Below are 21,121 nucleotides of genomic sequence, written 5' to 3' on the forward strand. Positions count from 1 at the left end.
AAAGGTTCTGTTCTCAAAAAAAGAGAGCAGAACCTTTGTTAAATTACTTAGCATAATGATCAGGGTTTACAATATAGAATTTTTCGATATTCAGCCAGCTTTCGCTCATTGGCTCCCCGTCATCAATGCGCTTTTCGGTTTCCTTCATCATCCAAGCTGTTTGAGAGGCATGTGCCTGTAAAGCTTTCACTTTGTCCATCTTCATCTCACGAATATCATAGACAACATGAGGCTCTCCATTTTTCTCAATAGTATCATTTGCAAAGGCACAGCCAAATACTTGTGGACGCTCAGCTTTAGGAATACGACGAACAGCCTCAACTACTGCACGAGCAGTGGCCTCATGATCAGGATGAACAGCAAAGCCAGGCAGGAAAGTAATGATAAGAGAAGGCTTTAACTCTTCAATTAAACCTTCCACCAGCTTTACCATTTTTTCGTCGTCTTCAAACTCAATTGTTTTATCACGGAAACCAAGCATACGTAAATCCTGTATACCCATAGCCTCTGCAGCAGCAATAAGCTCCTTACGACGAATTTCAGGTAAGGATTCACGTGTAGCAAAAGGTGGATTTCCTAAATTACGCCCCATTTCACCTAACGTTAAGCATGCATATGTAACAGGGGTATTCATCTTCTTAGTATAGTAGGCGATTGTCCCAGCAACTGAAAAAGCCTCATCATCTGGGTGAGGGTAAACAATTAAAATATGACGTTGTGGTTGTAAATTCAAATAGTCGTCCCCCTTAATAAGTAAATGGCGTTTCACTAATTTCAAGCGCAATCGCCAATTTTCCAGAGTAGTCTAGCCCAGCCATCAATAAACGGCCTAAATCATCTAATTCATAATGTGTGATGCCTTGAGCATAAACCCATCCATGCGCCATTTTTAAGCCGACACGATGGGGTGAATCATCTACTACTTTTGCTAGCTCGTAATTAATCTTTGCATTGCGAATAAAGGCGCCTGCATTAAAAAAATTTTCATCAAAGTGTGCTGCATAAGAACCGTTCGTTGTCTCAAGATGAATATAAACGTCTTTGTTGGCGAAAGAATTCAATAATTCCTGCAACGTCTCTACTTGTACTTCTTGCATCTTAACACTCCTCTCGATTATTTCTAATTTAAGTATAGTAAAAAAAATTCACAAAGGGAAATTGAATGCTCTTTAGATGATAAATTAATCAGTTGTTTAAAATAAATAAGCATCTTTTAATCTATGACGTATTCATAAGCAATATTCTTGAAAAAATTATAGTAATGTATCAATATAAGAGTGTGAAAGCAATTTTGTACAAAATGTGTCGTTTTGTATAGTAAACGATTTCACAACTAATAAGATATTGCAACTATGGCTTCTTTTTGATATGGAGTATAGATAATTGTTTATGTTGAAGGGAAATTAAACTAGGAAATTTTACGAATTCTATCTTGGTACAATAGATGACGCTCCTTCAGCATGAATTAGTTATGTAGCTTAAAAAGGAAAGAAGACTGAAAGCTAATTATCATAGTATAGTAAAAAAGCCGCAATTCTCCATAACAGAGAATCGCGGCTTTTCATAGTGTTGAAAAATTAAATAGTCAAGGGACTCTTTGTGAATATTTAGTCAAAATGAAGGTGATTTCCGTTCCAGGCTACTCGCTTTCCTGTGGGCGAGCGACGAGCCGCTTCCTGCGCTGACGCTCCGTGCAGGGTCTCGTCTGTCTCGCTATCCCACGGGAGTCGAGTAGCCTTGCGCTCCAATCAGCAATAGTGTAGAACTTTCAATATTTTCTTCCCTCAAAAGTAAAGTAAAGTAAAAGTATGTTACTCACCATCATTAAATGGATAGAATATTGGTACAAATTCTATAGCTGTTAACCTACATTTTATGCGTAAAACTACTTTGTCACTTTACATAAAGTACTCCTCTGTTTTCGCATAGAAAAATGTTATCAAAGCTCCATTTTTGCACAATATAATGATGGCTAAGACTTCAAATTTATCACTATATATTTGTGTGAATTGCCAGAAGAAAATACGATGAGCAAAGGTTGATTGGAGTGTAGACTGAGTGACTCCTCGGGGATTCAGCGTCACAGATGAGACCCTGGAGCGAGCTACGCGAGTGAAGCGGCTCATCGGACGCCCCCAGGAAAGCACTCAGTCGGAACGGAGATCAACCCCTCGTTTTGAAAAAGGACTATACTTTTTAATTTGTCACCTTGATGTCATTGACATAATAGTATTTCAACAACATGAAAAGCCGCAATTCTCCATAACAGAGAATCGCGGCTTTTTAAAAGTGGCTGAAGGATTGGAAATATGTATCTTTAATATCTGTTGAGCTTTCGTTCGATGGAATCTAAACGATTATTAACATTCTGTAATTGTTTATACATTTGCCTAAACTGTAAATTTTGATCCTGTGCCTTTGATGTCTTTTCTTGAGCCAATTCCTCTTCCTCCTGCAATGCTAATATATTGGCGAGGGTTGATAATGAATAACCGAGTGTTAAAACAATTGAAGCAATTACTTCAACTTTGGAGGAGGTTATTTCTCCAGCTAATATACCAGATTCTTCATTCGTTCCTTCATATTTATGCTTTTTCATTTATCTCCCTCCCATATACAGCTAATATATGGTGGAGAAAGCGGTAGCGTAACTTGTCCTTCATTTTTCACATTGGAGGCTATAATTCCTTATTAAGGATTTGTAATTTTCTAATAATTTAATTGATTTTTCTAGAAGAATAGAGCATTATAGTAGAAATAAACCTATGTTTTGAGGGGGAATTGTTGTGAATAAGGGCTTTAAATATTGTAAAGAATCCAGAGTTATGCGTACAAGTCGAGTGTTTCCAAACGACGTTAACAATCATAATACACTATTTGGTGGTCGATTAATGAGTGATATTGACCAAGTGGCCTCTATATCTGCTGCAAAGCATAGTCGTAGGGATTGTGTAACAGCCTCAACAGATTCAGTTGACTTCCTTTATCCAATTCGCCCAACGGATTCTGTTTATTTTGAATCCTATGTAACATGGACAGGAACGTCTTCCATGGAGGTGTTCGTAAAGGTTATTTCCGAAAATTTAAAAACGGGGGAGCGGAAGGTTGCAGCAACGGCATTATTAACATTTGTAGCTTTAGATGAAAATAATAAGCCCGCACCGGTTCCTCGCGTTATTCCTGAAACAGTGGAGGAGACAAAGCTACATGAAACTGCCGCAGAACGAGCAAAGGCACGCGCAGAGCGGAAAAAAGAAAGTAAAGCGCTAGCTCAGTTTATTTCAATGAATGATCCATGGGATTATCGGCTCGAAATGATGGAAAACTATTATATGTGAAAAAATAGGCATCCGATTAGTAAGCCTATGCTAATCAGATGCCTTTTCATTTATAGTTCTGTCACCGTTACATCAGGTGCTCCAAAACGTGATTTTGCACCGTGCATCACTGGTCCAACATAGTCATTTAAAGCCCAGCCATGAGCAATTGCAGCAGATACAAACTCTTTTGCCTCTATGACTGCTTCTTTTACTGAAAGACCATTTGCAAGGTTTGCGGTTACTGAAGCCGCAAATGTACAGCCTGCACCATGATTATAAGTGGAAGCCACTTTTTCAGATTCTAATAAATAGAACTTCTCACCATCAAAGAATAAATCCGTTGCTTTTTCAGTGGCTAACGCTTTTCCACCTTTAATGACAATAGCCTTAGCACCTAGCTCATGAATTTTACGAGCTGCTGCTTTCATTTCTTCTATCGTTTTTGGTGTACCTGTTCCAGCTAATTGTCCAGCTTCAAATAAGTTAGGGGTTGTGACCGCAGCTAGTGGCAATAGATATTGAATCATGGCGTCTGTGTTACCAGGGTTTAATACTTCATCCTCGCCTTTACAGACCATTACAGGGTCAATGACAACATTGGATGTACCCGATTTCGCGATAGCATTTCCAGCAATACGAATAATTTCTTCAGTTGACAGCATCCCTGTTTTAATAGCATCGATGCCTGTTGATAGCGCCGTATCAATTTGTTTTTGCAGAAGTTCTGTTGGTAATGGTGTGACGTTATGTGTCCAACCATTTGGATCCATCGTAACAATTACTGTTAATGCCACCATGCCATATGTTCCGTGTTCCTGAAATGTTTTTAAATCAGCTTGCATCCCTGCGCCGCCTGAAGTATCTGAACCAGCAATGGTTAAAGTTTTTTTAAGAGTCATGTGAAAGATCTCCTTTATAGTTGAAAGTTTTAAAATTACCATCTAGTATAGTCTGATTCTGATTCTATAAAAATAGCCAGAATGCTATATTTTTACAGGGTCAGTTCGAATCTTTTTCAACTGATGTTCAAACATTCGCCGATTTAGAGGAACTCTGGCTAAAGCCCCAAGCCGCAATTATATCGATGCATAATTGATCTGATACTTGAATTCAACATTATTTTTTTGTACCGTTGAAAGAAGAGAAAGGGGCTTATAAAAGATGAAACAAGTATTCCCGAATGACTGGCAAGCAATACTAGCAGAAGAAATGGAAAAAGCATACTATAAAAAACTACGACATTTTGTAGCACATGAATATTCAACACAAACAATTTATCCACCTATGAATGATGTCATGAATGCCTTTAATACAACATCTTATCGTGATGTGAAGGTTGTTATATTAGGTCAAGATCCTTATCATGGTCCAAATCAAGCACATGGATTGAGTTTCTCAGTAAAGCCGGGAATTCCACATCCGCCGAGTTTACGTAATATGCTGCAAGAATTACAGGACGATGAGGGTTGTCCGATTCCTCAGCATGGCACATTAACGAAATGGGCGCAGCAGGGTGTCATGTTATTGAACACAGTTTTAACTGTTCGGGCAGGTCAAGCAAACTCCCATAAAGAACAAGGATGGGAACAATTTACGGATGCTGTGATCGATAAATTAGCAGCAAGATCAGAGCCTATTATTTTTGTGTTGTGGGGCAAGCCGGCACAACGAAAAAAACCATTGATTCGTAAATATTCAACGCCTCATGTTATTTTAGAGGCACCTCATCCAAGTCCACTTAGTGCCTATAGAGGTTTTTTTGGTAGTAAACCATATTCTAAGATTAATGCACAGCTACTAGAATGGGGAGAGCAGCCTATTGATTGGTGTCTAGCATAGATTGGCACAAATCGTTTATCTTCATTCAGAAGACTCCCACCTCTTCAAGTGGTGAATTGAATGTCGTTTTGGTTCCTTTTCATGTGGGTGTCCAAACCTGAATGAAGATAAGCCTCCGGCGGATGTCACGGATTTTCAAAGGAATGAATTGTGCAGGCACAATTCAAAATCCGGACGCAATTACGCCAAGGCGAAATTGATACACTATTAGATTCGTGATACAGTTACTTATAGAAGAAAGTGAGGGGCAACGATGAAGGTGAATTGTTTCAAATGTCAACATTTTAAAGTAACATGGGACCCGCAAACGCCACGTGCCTGTGCGGCATATGGCTTTAAAACAAAGCAAATACCATCCGTTGTCGTAAAACAATCCTCTGGCATGGACTGTTTAAAATTTGTACCCAAAGCAGAAAGTGGGAGAATGCAATGATTCCTTATCAAGCCGTTATTCAACAACTTGAAAAGCAATTATCAGGTGTGAAGAATGCTGGAAATGAGCAACAAATTCGAGAAGCCTTAACTGCGATTCGAGCATTATGTGATGTAGTATTAGACTCAGCTGAGGGCATATCAAAAGCACAGTCTAAGCATATACCACAAATGTTAGTATCAGAGCCAAAGCCATCAAGTTTATACACAGCAAAAATTGAAGAAGAAGACGGAGCAAATGGTGATTCAATTTTTGATTTTTAACCATTATTAAAGGCAGGGAGAATAACATGAAAAAATTTATCGTGACAGGTGCACTTCATGGCTTTTTAGCAGTAGCATTCGGTGCGTTTGGTGCACATGCGTTAAAAGAAGTTTTAGATGATTATGGTCGTGGTATTTGGGAGACAGCCGTACAATACCAAATGTTTCATGCGACAGGCTTGCTTGTTATTGGCTTATTAATGAGCTCAAAATTATTAGGAGAGGTAAAGCAATTAAATTTAGCTGGTATTTTCTTTAACCTCGGTATTGTCTTCTTTTCAGGCAGTTTATATATATTAGCCATCAGCGGCATTAAAGTATTAGGAGCTATTACCCCAATTGGCGGTGTACTATTTTTAGCAGGGTGGGTGCTCATTATCTTAACTGCTCTTAAACATGCTCGATAAAATTTTTGAGCAGTGATTCAACTTCAAGCTTATGCAGAATAAAAAATTAAACACTTTACTCCTTCGCATTATTTGTGAGGGGGTTTTTAGTTGTAGCATCTATTGAAAGCTCAAAAAAATTATTCTATCAATCTTCATTTTAATTCCTATTGTTTTTGTAAGGATTTATAGTACACTATTATTACCAAAAGAGTTCGAGTTTGAGAAAGTGAGGATTGTGGAATTATGGATAAATTATTTACATTACTTGATCATAATTTTGATGAAATGGTCGCCATTCGTCGACATTTACATGAGTATCCGGAATTATCCTTTGAAGAGGTGGAAACACCAGCATATATAGCAGCCTATCATCGTGCATTAGGGCATGATGTTCGTGAGCAGGTAGGAGAGCGTGGTGTTGTTGCGACATTACGTGGTGGGAAGCCAGGTAAGACGGTGGCGTTACGAGCTGATTTCGATGCATTAGCCATCCAAGAAGAAAATGAGATTCCATATAAATCTAAAATAGATGGTAAAATGCATGCTTGTGGTCATGATGGTCATACAGCAACATTATTAGGACTTGCGAAGGCATTAAATGCGATTAAAGAGGAAATTGCAGGAAATGTAGTATTTATTCATCAGCATGCAGAGGAGATTGCCCCAGGTGGAGCAAAGCCTATGATAGAGGATGGATGTCTGGATGGAGTAGATGTTATTTTCGGTACACATTTGTGGGCACCCACACCAATAGGAGATCTGTTGGTAAGAGGTGGAGCGATTATGGCTGCTGCCGATAAAGTGGAAATTACGATTCAGGGTAAAGGTGGTCATGGGGCAGAACCACATCATTCGATTGATGCAGTTGTGCTTGGATCACAATTTGTTGTAAATGCGCAGCAGCTTATTTCCCGTCGAATAGATCCATTAAAATCAGCAGTGTTAACGCTTGGTCATTTTGAGGCCATAAATCCTTTCAATGTGATTGCTGACCGAGTTGTGCTTGCAGGAACAGTCCGTACATTTGATGAGCAGGTGCGACAGCAGATGGAGGATGAACTGGAGTGTGTATTAAAGGCAACTTGCCAAACCTTTGGGGCAAGCTATGACTATCGCTATACAAGAGGTTATCCGCCTGTTTACAATCATGTGGAGGAGACAGCATTTATTGCACAGCTTGCAAATGATGTACCAGGAGTAGAAAATGTCATAACATGCCCACCATTTATGATTGGTGAAGATTTTGGCTATTACCTAGAAAAAGTACCAGGTACATTTTTCTTTACAGGTGCTAAAAAGCCTGAGTGGGAAGAAGCATATCCACATCATCATGCACGCTTTGATTTTGATGAACGTGCGATGCTAATTGCTGCCAAAACTTTAGGAAAAGCAACTTTACAATACTTACAGAAAAATGAATAGTCAAATGGCATGATAGGAATGTTCCTAACATGCCATTTTTAGTAAGTATCAATAATAACAACAGACTATTATTAGCTAGATAAGCAATGAATTATGGATTCTGATTAAAATAGGACATCTCTTCATCATATTCAGCAAAATCAAAGTAAATCATAGGGAAGAGAAAGCGATGATTTGATTTAAGCTCACGTATAATTACATGATCTCGACCAGCAGCTTCAACTACACCCCGCACAGTTTTAGTATTTTTTCCTTGCTCAATAGCATGCTCAAAAGAGAAATGGAAGGTAGCTGGTTTTCCACGATTCAAACGCAAAATATTTTCAATATAGGACTCTTCCCGTCCAGGTGGTCGTCCGCTACTTGGAATTGTTACTTGTGGGGGCATTTGTTGCGTTGTCGGTGTCCAATAATATGGCATCATCGATAATCAACCTTCTTTCTTTTAAATTTGTGGACAGTCTTCCTCAGTTGGTGAGAAAAAGCAATGCGATTTATATCTTCCTGTGTTCCATTGACCATACCATTGTGCTGGACAAGCTCCTTCAGGTCTAAAAAACCAGAGGGAGCGGGTTGCAGGATGGAACCGTTCACCTTGAATCACTCGTTTTGCTAAACGAATATCTAGATCACGTGCTCGTTGATAAAAGTAACCCTTTTGTGTTGCCTCGAAGCCTCCTGGACGCTGATAAACCATTTGTTCAATTGTTCGAATATCTCCAAAATCTAGGCAATCCCCTCGTACGCGGTTGACGCCTACGTTGCCAACCATCAGCATACCTAATTCTCCTTCACCTTCTGCCTCAGCACGCATAAGCCTTGCAAGCATTGCTGTTTGTGCATCATTGGTCTTTATAACAGCGATTTACATTCCTCCTCGCAGACAGTATATGCATGGAGGCATTGTAGACATGTTTATTTTCATGATAAAGATCATCACATTTCAAAGTTAGTAAGCATATATTAGTCATAACGAGTAGTCTGTAAAAAAATAGGGTAAGATCATTTAAAACCTTAGATATTTTTAAAAAAAAATTGGGTAAATAGAGAATAGCTAATATATAGGGAACATGAGATCATTTACGCCCCAGCGTAATTGCGTCCGGATTTTTTTGAGCTCGCTCATCCGCAGAGGGCTTTATCTTGACTCAGCGATGATTTGTACACTACTGAATAGGGAGAACGTCGCATCATCTTACTATCTATAGAGGTGGGAGTCTTCTGTATCTGCCGCTTCCGCTACCCTTACGCGCATAAAACATCAGCCGCTATCTTTCGATACAAAAACATTTGCTGAATCAAGATAAAAGTTGCATGTGTATTGAATACATGTGAGGTGACAGGAAATGGAGATTGGTGTTTGGTTTGGTATTTTATTGAGTGCTGTGCTGGCGTTTTTATTAGGTGATTTTTACGGACAGCCACTCCATTGGTATCTTTTTATTTTAATCATCGTTATTGGTTTTTTTATCAATACGATTATATTGATATTAAAGGTGAAGGATGAAAGATCCTGAGGGTTAAAGTAATATGAAAATAAGAAAGTGTCATCGTAGTAAAGGTGACACTTTCTTATTTTTGTTATTGAAAAGATAAAAACTTTTGTATGACAAGTATATTGAAAATAAACAGTGACATACTAAAATGGAAAAATATTTTTTGCTTTCATGAAGGAGTGTTACAATGCGTATTTTTGGTATGTTTGTAGCAATTATCGTAAGTGCATTCATAGCTGTAGGTATAGCAGAATTTTACCATCAACCATATAACTGGTATTTAGTTTTCCTAATGATTCTAACTGGTTTTTTTATTCATACCATTATTTTAATATTGGAATCAGAAGCAAGTGAAGAAAATGAATTTTAAAAAATGCGAGTCCATTTTAGGGCTCGCATTTTTTTAGGATTAGACTGTTAAGAATTTCACTAGTTTTTCGTTATCGAGAAGGTTACCAACGAAGAATGCACCGAACTCCCCGTAACGAGCCGAAACTTCATCGAAGCGCATTTCGTATACTAATTTTTTAAATTGTAATACGTCGTCTGCGAATAATGTTACGCCCCATTCATGATCATCGAAGCCAACAGAACCAGTGATGATTTGTTTTACTTTACCAGCATAGCCACGACCAATCATACCGTGAGAACGCATTAATGATTTACGCTCATCCATTGAAAGCATATACCAGTTATCATTGCCCTGACGACGTTTATCCATTGGATAGAAGCATACATATTTAGAGCGTGGAAGCTCAGGATATAGGCGTGCGCGTACATGTGGATTTTGATATGGATCTTCGTTTGATTCGCCAGCTAAATAGTTGGAAAGCTCTACAACAGATACATAAGAATATGTAGGAATTGTAAAATCAGCAATTGCTAATTTATTAAAATCAGCTTCAAGCTCTTGTAGCTCATCCATTGTTTCACGCAATGTCATAATCATAAAGTCAGCTTTTTGGCCAACGATTGCATAAAAGGCATGAGCACCTGTTTTAGCGATATCTGCTTCGTTTAATTTTTCTAAATATGTGACGAATTCTTCTACTGCTGCTTGACGTTCTTCAGCAGAAACGAGTTTCCAAGATGCCCAGTCGATTGAGCGGAAATCATGTAAAGCATACCAACCATCTAAAGTAATTGCTGCTTCATTCATTATTGAAAACACTCCTTTATAAGTGAATAACATTCAATTTTAGTTTATCATAGTTTGTACAAAATCCCTAAATTCATGATTGTATTTCACGAATTTGACACCTTCCACAGATTATGTATGCTTAAGAGAAGAGATGTAAATAGAGGAGCTCTAAGCATGAATAGTATTTTACAACAGCCAATTTGGCGTTTTTACGATCAATCCATTAGTGCAAAACAAAGATCGCCACTTGAATCCTTTGCAACGGATGATACTTTATGTCAGTTAGTGGGACAATTAGCTTCTCCGCCAACTATTCGTACATGGGTACATGATGCATCTATTGTCCTTGGTATTCAGGATCATCGCTTACCTTATGTACAACAGGGAATGGAGTTACTCAAAGCACATGCCTATCAACCTATCGTACGTAATTCGGGAGGTTTAGCAGTAGTCCTAGATGCAGGAGTATTAAATATTTCAATCGTTTTATCTGAACAAACAGAAGCATTAAGCATCAATGATGGCTATGATCTAATGGTTGCCCTAATCAAAGGATTATTGCCTGAGGTAGCAGATAGAATTGAAGCCTATGAAATTATAGGTTCCTATTGCCCAGGTTCCTATGATTTAAGTATTGATGGGAAGAAATTTGCAGGTATTTCGCAAAGGCGCTTACGTCAAGGAGTAGCTGTGCAAATTTATCTATGTATTGAAGGAAGCGGTTCTGAACGAGCAGCGCTTATTCGAGATTTTTATGAGAAAAGTTTACAGGGAGAGGAAACAAAATTTACGTATCCTAGCATTGACCCTAGTGTAATGGCTTCACTGTCAGAGCTTGTTGATGCAACTTTAACGGTGGAAGCAGTAATCATTCGATTACAGCAGCTCATTCATAGTATGACTGAAGAAATACGATTTGAATCTTTTCATGATGAGGAACTTCCGTTATATGCATTCTATTTACAACGAATATTAGAGCGCAATACGAAAATGCTCGCACCTAAATAAATAGAAGCAACAAAGGAAAAAGCGATGCTGCTAACTAAGCGCATCGCCATTTTCTTGATAATTAGAGCTGCTTACAACAAGATTTCCGTTTTTCTCCATTTTGAAAACAGGTGCAATTCGTTCTTCCTCTTCATCTAGTGTTACAAGTCGTCTAGCGCGGTTCATAATTTGTACAAATTGCTCGTAATCTTTGCGAATTGCTCTATTCTCTTCTTCTAACTGAGTAATGGTTTTTTCTAGTTTTTTATTTTTCTCAGATGTTACATGTACTAGCTGTCTCCATTTTGTAGACTCATTACCTAGCTCACCAGAATGCTGTAAACGTAGTAAGTAGGCTATGACAATATCAAGAGATAGTGCAGATAACGGAATGGATTTACCCTCTGCGGCACTGCTATTGACTGTAAACATACTAGAGGCACGTCGTCTTGCTGGTGCACCCAACACTCGCATTCTCTCTTTTCTTTCTTTTTTCGCTTCAGCTAATTGCTCCTCATATTCCTTGCGAACAACAGCATTCCAACGAAAACCACAGGCAGCGGCAGTACGATTTAACGCATCCCCTGCTTCTTCAAAAGCATTTAACTGTGTACTACCCTCTGTTACGTGGCGAATGACCGCCTCTGCTAATAATTCATCATTTTCTTGTAACCAAGCATCTTGTCTTACTTTACTCATATAAAATCCTCCCACCTTTATTTGGAACTTCTTTATTTAAGACTAGCATGACCAATCTTTTAACCTTTTATTCATCTATGTGGAAGGAATTATGCTTGAATACAAGGTGAAAAGTGCGATACAATACCCGATGTAGGTTTGTACGCATGCTGCATACTTAAATATGTGAAGGTCATGCGTTCAATAAAAGTGAAGTTTTGAATGAAAAAATACTATATAGAAAGGGTTGTTGACAAAATGGCAAACGAATTTAAAGTTTGCGATGAATGTCAGGCCGTTAACTTAAAAACGTTAATTCCAAAATTAAAGGAAATCGATCCTGATGCAACCATCGAAATCGGCTGTCATTCCTATTGTGGCCCAGGACGTAAAAAAACATTTACCTTTGTGAATAGCCGCCCTGTTGCAGCCTTAACGGAAGACGAGCTTATGGAAAAGGTATTGGCAAAATTAAAGAAATAAGTAAAATAAACATGCTATCTTCACTTGTTGAGGATAGTTTTTGTTTTCTTTAAGATGTTTAGGTATTTATAATCTTGAAAGAGCAATTAAATATAAATCAGTATTTTTATTAGGTCAATAGAAATCTAATTTTTTACGAATTTCCAATGATTTAGGTTGATAGTCTCTATAAAGTAAGAGAAATATGTATGCTAGTCCAATATTTATCGCATATAATAGAACAAATACGAAACGGGGGTGCTGTACAAATGACACATTATGCAAAAGCTAAATTGCAAGAGGAGAAAGTATTTAAGGACCCAGTGCATCGCTATGTGCATGTACGGGATCAGGTGATTTGGGATTTAGTGGGGACGAGAGAATTTCAACGATTACGTAGAATTCGTCAGCTAGGTACAACATTTTTAGTATTCCATGGAGCGGAGCACAGCCGCTTTAGTCATTCACTTGGTGTCTATGAGATTGTACGTCGTATAGTAGATGATATATTTGCTGGTCGTCCAGAGTGGGATGAAGAAGAACGACTTCTTGTGCTTTGTGCAGCCCTATTACATGATCTAGGACATGGACCATTTTCACATGCTTTTGAAAATGTCTTTGAGCTAGACCATGAATTTTATACAAGACAAATTTTACTGGGTAATACGGAAGTTAATGCAGTCTTAAAGAAAGTTGCTGCTGATTTCCCAGAGAAAGTATCTCAAGTCATTGAAAAAACCTATCCAAATAAGCAAGTCGTCAGCCTAATATCCAGTCAAATTGATGCTGATCGTATGGATTACCTACAGCGTGATGCCTATTTCACTGGCGTCAGCTACGGCCATTTTGATATGGAGCGAATCTTAAGAGTTATGCGCCCACGAAAAAATCAAGTGGTTATTAAGGCAACTGGTATGCATGCAGTGGAAGATTATATTATGAGCCGCTATCAAATGTACCTGCAAATTTATTTTCATCCTGTTTCTCGAAGTGCAGAGGTTATTTTAAATAATATTTTAAAGCGAGCAAAGCAATTAAGTTTAGAAGGTTATTATTTTAAGCATGAGCCTACACATTTTAAAGCATTTTTCCGCAATTCTATTACGCTTGAGGACTATCTTGCGTTAGATGAAAGCATTCTTTTTACATATTTTCAACTTTGGATGCAAGAAGATGATGCTATCTTAAGTGATTTAAGTCGCCGTTTTGTGAATCGTAAGTTATTCCAGTACATTGATTTAGATCCAGGGGTAGAGTTGGACAAATATCAAAAACTACAAAAGCTTTTCAAGCAAGCGGAGTTAGATCCAGAATATTATCTTGTCCACGATACGACAGCAGATTTACCATATGATTTTTATCGACCAGGTGAGGAAGAAGTGCGAGTTCCGATTTTTTTAGAAATGAAAACCGGAGAGTTACGAGAGCTGTCACGTGAATCGATTATCGTCGATTCCATTTCTGGTCGTATGAAACGAGATCATAAAATATATTTTCCTTTAGATTTTTTAGAGGATGATCAGACACATCCTGCCGTAAAGAAAGAAATTTTAACGTTGTTAAAAGGAAAAGGGAAAAATAAATCCTAGAATATATTTAAAATGTATAAATTTTGTATATCTATTTTTATTTTTACCAATATTTATAAGAAGAGCAGTGAACAAACTCAACTCGGGTGATTGTTTACTGTTTTTATTTTTGCATAAAAATCAATATATTTGGAAAAAAATAGATTTATTTGGAATTGTGTAAATGAAAAATATGGAATTGTTTAGAATTTGTTCAGTAGCGCTTTTTATAATGAGACTAAAACCCTAAAGGGGGTGAGGCCCATTTTAAAAGGCATCACAGTGTTAGTAAAATTGATATAAGTAGCTGTACAAGGACACATTGGTCATCATGATTACCAAGACGTGTAGGATGTATTTACCCTTGACGACAACTTAAATGAAGGAAAGAGAGACCAGCCTAATGTTTGTGGCATTCCTTTCCAACATAATGAAAGGATGCAACGTCGTCAGCAAACACTAACAGGTATCTCTCTGAACTTAGAAAAGGAGAGAAACATGAAGAAATTTAATATAGCAATAATTATATTGCTACTAGTCTTTCAAACAGTGCTTTCACCAATTTCAGTGTTTGCAGACGAGGGCCAACCTCCTGTGACACCTCCATCTGAATCTAGCGGAGATGCTGGAACTGGTTCTGGTGGTGAGGGAGATGACCCAAATGTAACAAGTGGAGATACCGCTGAAGTGACGGCTCCGGAGGATGAAGTTCAATCATTGATAATGCCGTTAGCAGCACCATTACCTCCTGTAGATTTAACTGCCTCAGCACGATTAGAGGTATTTGAATTAAAAATTAATGGTACTAATGTAGTACCACCAGCATTTACAACGGAGTTAGCACAAAATCAACAAGCAAATGGAAAATTTATTTTCAAGGTTGATTTGCCAGGTGATGTGAAGGCTGGGGATTTTTTCACCTACTCATTGCCAGCCTCGTTAATAGATTTTAATGGTGCATTCCATGGTCAAAAAAATTCAACTGCTGTTTCACCAGCATTTAAATGGGAAACAACTGGTAGCCAAGTTACTGTTACAATAACTGAAGATCCATCTGAGGATATTGCAGGCTCTAATGATGTTGGGTTTGAGATGAACTTTACATCTGGTTTTAATCTATTTGGCAATAATATAGAACAGGACTTAGAAATACCTTTAGCTGGTGGTGGAACAGATATTGTTAAACTGACATTCCTTCCAACTACTAGCGGTGAAAAAATTGTGTCCAAGGAATCAAAAGGCGTTACAATTGATGACGGTGACCGTATTATTGACTGGGAAGTATGGGTTAATAAAGCTGGTAAAAATTTGAATAATGCAACTATAAAAGACACACCAAAAGCAGGTCATGTAATTGTGCCAAATTCTGTTACAGTTGAGACGTATGAAGTGGGCTTAACTGGTGTAGCAGCAACAGCTACAGGAACACAATCAAACCAAAATTTCGAAGATCTTGTACTAGATGGTAGAAATGCATATAAAATCAAATATCAAACAAAAGTGAACTTACCAATTGCAGAGCAAGAGGGAACAAAAGAATTTTCGAATTCAATTACATTAACTGATCCTACCTATGGAGATTCAGATACTAAAAAAGCATCAACTACGTATGGTAAGGCATTAGAAAAAAGTTTAGATGGCACAAAAACAAGCAATAACTATATATCTTCATGGGAAGTTCGTTACAACTATAATCAAGCAGCGATTGACCAAGCAGACGCTTGGATAGAAGATACGCTACCAACAGGTCATGTCATTGATACAAATACGATTAAAGTATATGCAATGACAGTGAATGATACAGGTACGGCTACTGGAGCAGGCACAGAAATTGATGCGACAGAATATCAAGTAAATCCTATTATAAATAGTGGGCATACAGATGGCTTTACACTAGTATTTAACAATTCTATTACAAAAGCATATCGCATCACATATGATGCAAAATTGCCAAATGATTTCTATAGTAATAATGCAACAACAACAATGACAAACTCGGTCATTAGTGGTTCTGTAGCTGAAAAAAAACCAGCTACACATACCTTGACAGAAGGAATCTTAACAAAATCCCGTACAGTAGATACAAATAAAAAAGAAATCACATGGACAATTACTGTAAAGGCAGATAATGATACTGCTGATGGAAAAGATATTACTGGTTTAACAATTGCCGATACATTTACAGAGGGATCTCACAATGCACCGCATACACTAGTGGATGCGAATAATGACAGTGTAATAAATGCCTCTGATATTACTGTATCGAATATGACAGGGCAGAATATTTCTATTGATGCCAATGGCTTTACATTAACTGGCGGTACAGTGGCTAAGGGACAAACAGCAACAATCACTTATAAAACGGCCTATGAAATTTTGCCAGATGGTTCTGTTCATGAGCAAGGTTATGGCAATAAAGCAATTGCTAGCTGGACAACAGATAAACCGTATAGTGTTGAGAAATTAGCTCACTACAAACCTGAATCAAACTCAGTTAACAACGGTCGTAAACAAGGTAAGTATGACTACGTTGACCAGGTGTTTAACTGGGATATTAAAGTCAATATTAATAAGCAAAACATTAACAATGCAGTGCTTTATGATGTAATTGGTGAAGGGCATGTAATTGTACCAGGTACATTTAAGGTAAAAGAATTTACATTGGATACTACAGATAATGATGAAAATGGTACTGAAGGTACAGATTTACCGGCTGGCTTATATTCATTAGATATTCCGTCTGATAATAAAAGCTTTACACTTACTTTAGCTAATGATTTAGGGGTTGCGAATAACAAAGTATATATTGTGAAATACCAAACGAAGGACTCTGACAATATCATTGGTATTGAGTCTAGTAACAAAGCTGACAAGAACAAATCATATACAAACACGGCAACCTTTACGACAAATGTAGGTGGAATTCCGAAAGTTTACAATTTACCTGCAGCACCTGTTCCTGTAAACTATGCGAATAAATTAATTGAAAAAGGTAATCCAAGTTCTAACAGTAATCAGACTACAACACCTCCTGGTAGTAACTCTACTACTGAGCGTTTAACATGGACGCTAAATGTCAATCGTTCATTATCTACATTAGGCGAAGTGAAAGTTGAGGATGTACCATCAGGGAATCAAATGCTGTTAAAAGAGACAATTCAAGTAAGAAAAAATGCCGTGAATAAGGATACAGGCATCTCTTCTAGTGGAAGTTGGTCAACGCCTGCTTCTTTAGGATTTACAGTTACATTTACAGCAAATGGCGGATTTGAAATTGACTTTGGTGTATTAAATAAAGAAAGTTATCAAATTCAATATCAAACACTTGTACTTGGTAAACAGAATGATCCTTTTAGCAACAATGCAAAAATTAACTTTGGCTTTGCAACGGCAAACAACCAAGAAAAAGAAGCAAAATATAATGGTAACTTTAGTTTTAGTGCATCGGATGCAGATTTCTCGTTAACAAAAGGAAACTTGAAATTTAATAAGGTCGGCTTAAACGTATTAACAGGTATCAAAAAACCATTACCGGGTGTAGAATTTGATTTAGTTAAAATGGTAAAGGGATCACCATATATTGTGGCAACTGCAACATCTGATACAAATGGTAATGTAATATTCGAAGATGTTAACTATGCAAACTATATTGTTAGAGAGAAAAATGCGCCAACAGGCTATGCCCTAATGAATGACTATACAATTAAATTAGATGCAACGACTGATACAAAGTTAGCTGCCAATGCTACAAAAGTTATCGAACTTGTCAATAATGAACAGGTTGATACTTCTAATGCCTGTCCTGCATTCACATTAACTATGAAGGATATTGACGGAAATGTAGTAGCTAATAAAGCTATTAATTTAGTAGATAGTAATGGTGCTACTAAATACACGGGTACTACAAATGCTATAGGGCAAGTATCTGATATTAAACGACCAGGAACGGGTGGTAAAGAGGTTCAAGCTGGTCAATATAAGGTATTAGATGCAATTACAAATGTAGAGTTAGGTACTGTTCTTGTGAAATATGGTAACGGGCAATGTCATGGTGAAGTACAACCAACAAACTCATGTCCAATATTCACAATTACGGTGAATGATGAGCAGAATAATCCACGTCCTAACGTGACAGTATCATTAAAAAATGCAAGTAATACAGTTATTACGACTACAACAACAGATGGCAATGGTCAATTTACTGTTCCATCTACAACACCGTCAGGGACATACAAACTTTATGAAGGTACTGTTTTCCTAGGAAATGTAACGATAAGCTATCAAAATGGCAATTGTGGTGCTGTAATCACACAGGCACCAACATGTGAAACGTTTACATTAACTGTAAATGATGTAGACGGTAAACCACGTCCAGGTGTAACGGTGGAAATTAAGGATAAAAACAATCCAAATGCTGTAGTTCCACAACCTAATGGTGTCACTGATGTAGATGGTAAAGTAACAATTACGAATCTTCCATCTGGTGAATATGAAGTATATGAAAATGGTGAGAAAATTAACGGATTTACAGTTGATACGGACTGTGAAGGAACAGTTCAACCATTACCAGCATGTCCAGTATTCACGCTAACAGTGAAAGATGAGGATGGTATTTTAGCTGAAGGCACAGAAGTAACAATTACCAACAAAGCAACGAATAATTCGTTTACTGCAACGGTTGGTAAAAACGGTGAAGTGACATTCCCGTCAGCAACAACGCCTTCTGGTAAATATGAAGTAAGCATTACAGCATCAGGGAAAGTACTTGATGAATTTGATGTAACATATTCAGGCAACTGTAAGGATACTGCTGAAAAACCTCGTGCATGTGATATTTTCACGATTACAGTAAAAGATACAGATGGTAGCTTGAAAGGAAATACGAAAGTCATCATTGAAGATAGCAATGGAATTGTTGTGACAACTGGTCAAACAGATGCTAACGGTGAAATTAAGTTACCGCAAAACCAAGAACCAGGTATGTACACAGTCTATGAGGAAACTGATAGCGGTGCAAAAGGTGATAAAATTGGAGAAGTGAAAGTCACGTATACAGATGGCTGTAAAGGTGAAGTTCAGAAAAATTCTTGTCCAGTTTACACATTAACAGTTAATGATAATAACCTTAAGCCAGTTGGTGCAAATGTTTTAATCGTGATTAAAAACCAAGCTGGAGAAGTAGTGACATCTGGCAAAACAGATGCAGCAGGTAAAATTGTATTTGAAGATAAGACGAAGCTACAGCAAGGACAAAATTACGTAGTATATAATGAAGCTGGTATTAAATTGGGCGATATTACAGTAAGCTATATGGATAATATTTGTGGAGCAACTGTGCAAATTCCATATAATGCATGTCCAATTTTCACACTTACAGTTCAAGATTTATATGGTAATGGTCGTTCAAATGTAGCATTCACAATTAAAGATTTTTATCATAACACGATTGCCTCTGGTAAGACAAATGAACAAGGTGTGGGAACAATTCCTTATACAGTTCAACCAGGAATTTACAATGTGTATGAAGGTAATGTGTTATTAGGTACAATTACTGTAACTAATGTATGTTCAGGATTAGTAAAACCATCTTATACAGGTGGTGGTGGCTGGATACCGCCTAATCCAGATCCAGGCAAGCCAGTTGATCCAACACCGAACCCAGGTAAACCGGGTGAACCAACAGATCCAACAACAAACCCAGGCAAACCGGGTGAACCAAAGGATCCAACAACAAACCCAGGCAAACCGGGTGAACCAACAGATCCAACAACAAACCCAGGTAAACCGGGTGAACCAACGGATCCAACAACAAACCCAGGCAAACCGGGTGAACCAACGGATCCAACAACAAACCCAGGCAAACCGGGTGAACCAACAGATCCAACAACAAACCCAGGTAAACCAGGTGAACCGACGGATCCAACAACAAACCCAGGCAAACCGGGTGAACCGACGAATCCAACAACAAACCCAGGTAAGCCAGGTGAACCAACAAATTCAAATAATTCAGCGACTCCTGGAAAAACAGAAGCATCTAAACCTTCTGTTCAAAATGTCATTGATCAAGGGAAAAATTTACCGCCATATAATCCAACTAAAGCAACAAAAGACACGCTAGATGCGTATAAGGATTTCCTCAATAAATATAGTCTATTAACAAAAGAGGAACAGGAAGATGTTGCAGAATCTCTTGATATTAACAAAATTAAAACGGATGCAAAACGACTAGAAGATCAATTAAAAGCACAAGGTAAACTACCACAGACGGATGGTGCAGATCAAACTGCACTTACACTGATTGGTGTAGCACTTATTCTTGGTGCATTATTCTTCTTACGTCGCCGCAACGCTGATATCAAATAATTATTTAAAAGAAGCCCCCGAGACATTTAATCTTGGGGGCTTCGTCAATTTTTAAAATGCCTCTGATAGCTTTTCAGGTGCTTCATCAAAAGGATATTGCTGAACAAAATCAGCTTGTATAGCAAGGCGCTTTGTTCCATTATCAGCGCATGTAATGAGTGTTAAAACGGTTTTATTCGGGATATCATTAATTACATAAACATCTGTTGCAGCAATGACCTTCTTTGTTGTTAATTGGTATTCGTAAATATTGGTTAAATCCGTTATATAGACTGAATCCCCTATGCTTGCTTTATAAAGTGGACTGAATAAAATATCCTTTTCTTCGAAATAATGTCCTGCTAGGGCGTAGTTTCCTTGCCCAAGGCTTTGATTTGGCTTCATGGTACCTGCTCCTACGGCTAGGGCAACATTTCCAACTCCTTTAACGATAGGAAGCTGCATATCCACACTTGGTACAGCAATACTACCGATAACAGGCATTTTATTTGCCATTGTTTGAGCCTTTAACACTTCTGCTATGGACAGCGATTGTACATCCTCAAATATATAATCTACATCAACCTGATTGTTCTTTTCAATCTCTTCTGCACTAATTTCAGTAGTATTCAATTGATGGCTTAAATGGGCAATGATTGCATTTTGAATGGGGTTGATAAAAATAAGTAAAAGGCCAACGATGAGCATAGAGATGAGTAATGTTAGTTTCAGTTTATTCATTTCATAGATCACATCCTTGTCTTGAAATAGAGGGTTTTGC

Annotated in this window: 21 protein-coding genes; 12 read left to right on the forward strand and 9 right to left on the reverse strand. The window is 37.7% G+C overall.

Features of this window, described 5'->3' with window-relative positions; translation table 11 throughout:
- Window positions 1–43: 43 nt before the first annotated feature.
- The 3 genes from bshB2 to AC3WOM_RS11060 all read right to left on the reverse strand — a co-directional run bounded on the left by bshB2 (window position 44) and on the right by AC3WOM_RS11060 (window position 2,599).
- Window positions 44–733, reverse strand: coding sequence for a bacillithiol biosynthesis deacetylase BshB2 (bshB2, locus tag AC3WOM_RS11050; protein ID WP_427549441.1), 690 nt, complete (start codon window positions 731–733; stop codon window positions 44–46).
- A gap of 13 nt (window positions 734–746) precedes the next feature.
- The gene (locus tag AC3WOM_RS11055; protein ID WP_492446741.1) at window positions 747–1,097 is read right to left on the reverse strand and encodes a YojF family protein; all 351 of its coding nucleotides are present in this window, start codon (window positions 1,095–1,097) and stop codon (window positions 747–749) included.
- Window positions 1,098–2,317: 1,220 nt separating this feature from the next.
- Window positions 2,318–2,599 carry a hypothetical protein gene (locus AC3WOM_RS11060; RefSeq protein ID WP_492446743.1) on the reverse strand — a complete coding sequence of 94 codons (282 nt, stop codon included), beginning with the start codon at window positions 2,597–2,599 and terminating at the stop codon, window positions 2,318–2,320.
- A 187-nt stretch (window positions 2,600–2,786) separates the two neighbouring features.
- Here AC3WOM_RS11060 and AC3WOM_RS11065 point away from each other — a divergent pair, with 187 nt between their 5' ends.
- Window positions 2,787–3,338 carry an acyl-CoA thioesterase gene (locus tag AC3WOM_RS11065; RefSeq protein WP_427548469.1) on the forward strand — a complete coding sequence of 184 codons (552 nt, stop codon included), beginning with the start codon at window positions 2,787–2,789 and terminating at the stop codon, window positions 3,336–3,338.
- Between the two features lie 50 nt (window positions 3,339–3,388).
- On the opposite strand, the gene thiD is transcribed toward AC3WOM_RS11065, so the two are convergent.
- Complete coding sequence (thiD, locus tag AC3WOM_RS11070; RefSeq protein WP_492446745.1) at window positions 3,389–4,219, reverse strand: bifunctional hydroxymethylpyrimidine kinase/phosphomethylpyrimidine kinase; 831 nt, start codon at window positions 4,217–4,219, stop codon at window positions 3,389–3,391.
- 262 nt (window positions 4,220–4,481) lie between these two features.
- On the opposite strand from thiD, the gene AC3WOM_RS11075 reads away from it, so the two are divergent.
- From AC3WOM_RS11075 to AC3WOM_RS11095, 5 genes are all read left to right on the forward strand, one after another.
- Window positions 4,482–5,159, forward strand: coding sequence for a uracil-DNA glycosylase (locus tag AC3WOM_RS11075; RefSeq protein ID WP_492446746.1), 678 nt, complete (start codon window positions 4,482–4,484; stop codon window positions 5,157–5,159).
- A gap of 253 nt (window positions 5,160–5,412) precedes the next feature.
- The gene (locus AC3WOM_RS11080) at window positions 5,413–5,592 is read left to right on the forward strand and encodes a hypothetical protein (protein ID WP_054770279.1); all 180 of its coding nucleotides are present in this window, start codon (window positions 5,413–5,415) and stop codon (window positions 5,590–5,592) included.
- A complete protein-coding gene (locus AC3WOM_RS11085; protein WP_427548474.1) occupies window positions 5,589–5,855 on the forward strand; it encodes a YwdI family protein in 267 nt (88 codons plus the stop codon). The genes AC3WOM_RS11080 and AC3WOM_RS11085 overlap by 4 nt, the downstream gene beginning before the upstream one ends.
- A 26-nt stretch (window positions 5,856–5,881) precedes the next feature.
- Entirely contained in the window at window positions 5,882–6,262 is a 381-nt protein-coding gene (locus AC3WOM_RS11090; protein WP_427548475.1) for a DUF423 domain-containing protein, read from the forward strand.
- Window positions 6,263–6,487: 225 nt separating this feature from the next.
- A complete protein-coding gene (locus tag AC3WOM_RS11095) occupies window positions 6,488–7,666 on the forward strand; it encodes a M20 family metallopeptidase (RefSeq protein ID WP_492446749.1) in 1,179 nt (392 codons plus the stop codon).
- Window positions 7,667–7,757: 91 nt separating this feature from the next.
- Here the strand turns inward: AC3WOM_RS11095 and gerQ are convergent, their stop codons facing one another.
- Entirely contained in the window at window positions 7,758–8,090 is a 333-nt protein-coding gene (gerQ, locus tag AC3WOM_RS11100; protein ID WP_427548479.1) for a spore coat protein GerQ, read from the reverse strand.
- A 21-nt stretch (window positions 8,091–8,111) separates the two neighbouring features.
- Complete coding sequence (locus AC3WOM_RS11105; RefSeq protein WP_427548481.1) at window positions 8,112–8,495, reverse strand: cell wall hydrolase; 384 nt, start codon at window positions 8,493–8,495, stop codon at window positions 8,112–8,114.
- A gap of 517 nt (window positions 8,496–9,012) precedes the next feature.
- On the opposite strand from AC3WOM_RS11105, the gene AC3WOM_RS11110 reads away from it, so the two are divergent.
- Together AC3WOM_RS11110 and AC3WOM_RS11115 are read left to right on the forward strand one after the other, a co-directional pair.
- Window positions 9,013–9,183, forward strand: coding sequence for a hypothetical protein (locus AC3WOM_RS11110; protein WP_427548483.1), 171 nt, complete (start codon window positions 9,013–9,015; stop codon window positions 9,181–9,183).
- Window positions 9,184–9,349: 166 nt separating this feature from the next.
- Window positions 9,350–9,532: a hypothetical protein gene (locus AC3WOM_RS11115; protein WP_427548484.1), complete on the forward strand. Its 183-nt coding sequence runs from the start codon at window positions 9,350–9,352 to the stop codon at window positions 9,530–9,532.
- Window positions 9,533–9,571: 39 nt separating this feature from the next.
- On the opposite strand, the gene hemQ is transcribed toward AC3WOM_RS11115, so the two are convergent.
- Complete coding sequence (hemQ, locus tag AC3WOM_RS11120; protein WP_492446751.1) at window positions 9,572–10,321, reverse strand: hydrogen peroxide-dependent heme synthase; 750 nt, start codon at window positions 10,319–10,321, stop codon at window positions 9,572–9,574.
- Window positions 10,322–10,477: 156 nt separating this feature from the next.
- Here hemQ and lipL point away from each other — a divergent pair, with 156 nt between their 5' ends.
- Window positions 10,478–11,311, forward strand: coding sequence for an octanoyl-[GcvH]:protein N-octanoyltransferase (gene lipL, locus AC3WOM_RS11125; RefSeq protein ID WP_492446753.1), 834 nt, complete (start codon window positions 10,478–10,480; stop codon window positions 11,309–11,311).
- 30 nt (window positions 11,312–11,341) lie between these two features.
- Here lipL and AC3WOM_RS11130 read toward each other — a convergent pair whose 3' ends face one another.
- Complete coding sequence (locus AC3WOM_RS11130) at window positions 11,342–11,989, reverse strand: RsfA family transcriptional regulator (protein ID WP_427548489.1); 648 nt, start codon at window positions 11,987–11,989, stop codon at window positions 11,342–11,344.
- Between the two features lie 237 nt (window positions 11,990–12,226).
- On the opposite strand from AC3WOM_RS11130, the gene AC3WOM_RS11135 reads away from it, so the two are divergent.
- From AC3WOM_RS11135 to AC3WOM_RS11145, 3 genes are all read left to right on the forward strand, one after another.
- Entirely contained in the window at window positions 12,227–12,451 is a 225-nt protein-coding gene (locus AC3WOM_RS11135; RefSeq protein ID WP_004227652.1) for a YuzB family protein, read from the forward strand.
- Between the two features lie 248 nt (window positions 12,452–12,699).
- Window positions 12,700–14,019: an HD domain-containing protein gene (locus AC3WOM_RS11140; RefSeq protein WP_492446790.1), complete on the forward strand. Its 1,320-nt coding sequence runs from the start codon at window positions 12,700–12,702 to the stop codon at window positions 14,017–14,019.
- Window positions 14,020–14,496: 477 nt separating this feature from the next.
- Window positions 14,497–20,361 (forward strand): collagen binding domain-containing protein, encoded by a 5,865-nt coding sequence (locus AC3WOM_RS11145; protein ID WP_492446755.1) that lies wholly within the window; start codon window positions 14,497–14,499, stop codon window positions 20,359–20,361.
- Between the two features lie 51 nt (window positions 20,362–20,412).
- On the opposite strand, the gene AC3WOM_RS11150 is transcribed toward AC3WOM_RS11145, so the two are convergent.
- Complete coding sequence (locus AC3WOM_RS11150; RefSeq protein ID WP_427548493.1) at window positions 20,413–21,081, reverse strand: class A sortase; 669 nt, start codon at window positions 21,079–21,081, stop codon at window positions 20,413–20,415.
- Between the last annotated feature and the right edge of the window lie 40 nt (window positions 21,082–21,121).

Source organism: Lysinibacillus sp. FW301-JW8 (assembly GCF_058788755.1).

Coding starts and splice junctions, on each gene's coding strand:
- AC3WOM_RS11130 (WP_427548489.1), bottom strand. CDS start 11,989: ATGAGTAAAGTAAGACAAGATGCTTGGTTACAAGAAAATGATGAATTA.
- thiD (WP_492446745.1), bottom strand. CDS start 4,219: ATGACTCTTAAAAAAACTTTAACCATTGCTGGTTCAGATACTTCAGGC.
- AC3WOM_RS11105 (WP_427548481.1), bottom strand. CDS start 8,495: ATGCTTGCAAGGCTTATGCGTGCTGAGGCAGAAGGTGAAGGAGAATTA.
- AC3WOM_RS11150 (WP_427548493.1), bottom strand. CDS start 21,081: ATGAATAAACTGAAACTAACATTACTCATCTCTATGCTCATCGTTGGC.
- AC3WOM_RS11140 (WP_492446790.1), top strand. CDS start 12,700: ATGACACATTATGCAAAAGCTAAATTGCAAGAGGAGAAAGTATTTAAG.
- AC3WOM_RS11115 (WP_427548484.1), top strand. CDS start 9,350: ATGCGTATTTTTGGTATGTTTGTAGCAATTATCGTAAGTGCATTCATA.
- hemQ (WP_492446751.1), bottom strand. CDS start 10,321: ATGAATGAAGCAGCAATTACTTTAGATGGTTGGTATGCTTTACATGAT.
- AC3WOM_RS11145 (WP_492446755.1), top strand. CDS start 14,497: ATGAAGAAATTTAATATAGCAATAATTATATTGCTACTAGTCTTTCAA.
- AC3WOM_RS11110 (WP_427548483.1), top strand. CDS start 9,013: ATGGAGATTGGTGTTTGGTTTGGTATTTTATTGAGTGCTGTGCTGGCG.
- AC3WOM_RS11135 (WP_004227652.1), top strand. CDS start 12,227: ATGGCAAACGAATTTAAAGTTTGCGATGAATGTCAGGCCGTTAACTTA.
- AC3WOM_RS11095 (WP_492446749.1), top strand. CDS start 6,488: ATGGATAAATTATTTACATTACTTGATCATAATTTTGATGAAATGGTC.
- AC3WOM_RS11080 (WP_054770279.1), top strand. CDS start 5,413: ATGAAGGTGAATTGTTTCAAATGTCAACATTTTAAAGTAACATGGGAC.
- AC3WOM_RS11060 (WP_492446743.1), bottom strand. CDS start 2,599: ATGAAAAAGCATAAATATGAAGGAACGAATGAAGAATCTGGTATATTA.
- gerQ (WP_427548479.1), bottom strand. CDS start 8,090: ATGATGCCATATTATTGGACACCGACAACGCAACAAATGCCCCCACAA.
- lipL (WP_492446753.1), top strand. CDS start 10,478: ATGAATAGTATTTTACAACAGCCAATTTGGCGTTTTTACGATCAATCC.
- AC3WOM_RS11085 (WP_427548474.1), top strand. CDS start 5,589: ATGATTCCTTATCAAGCCGTTATTCAACAACTTGAAAAGCAATTATCA.
- AC3WOM_RS11055 (WP_492446741.1), bottom strand. CDS start 1,097: ATGCAAGAAGTACAAGTAGAGACGTTGCAGGAATTATTGAATTCTTTC.
- AC3WOM_RS11090 (WP_427548475.1), top strand. CDS start 5,882: ATGAAAAAATTTATCGTGACAGGTGCACTTCATGGCTTTTTAGCAGTA.
- AC3WOM_RS11075 (WP_492446746.1), top strand. CDS start 4,482: ATGAAACAAGTATTCCCGAATGACTGGCAAGCAATACTAGCAGAAGAA.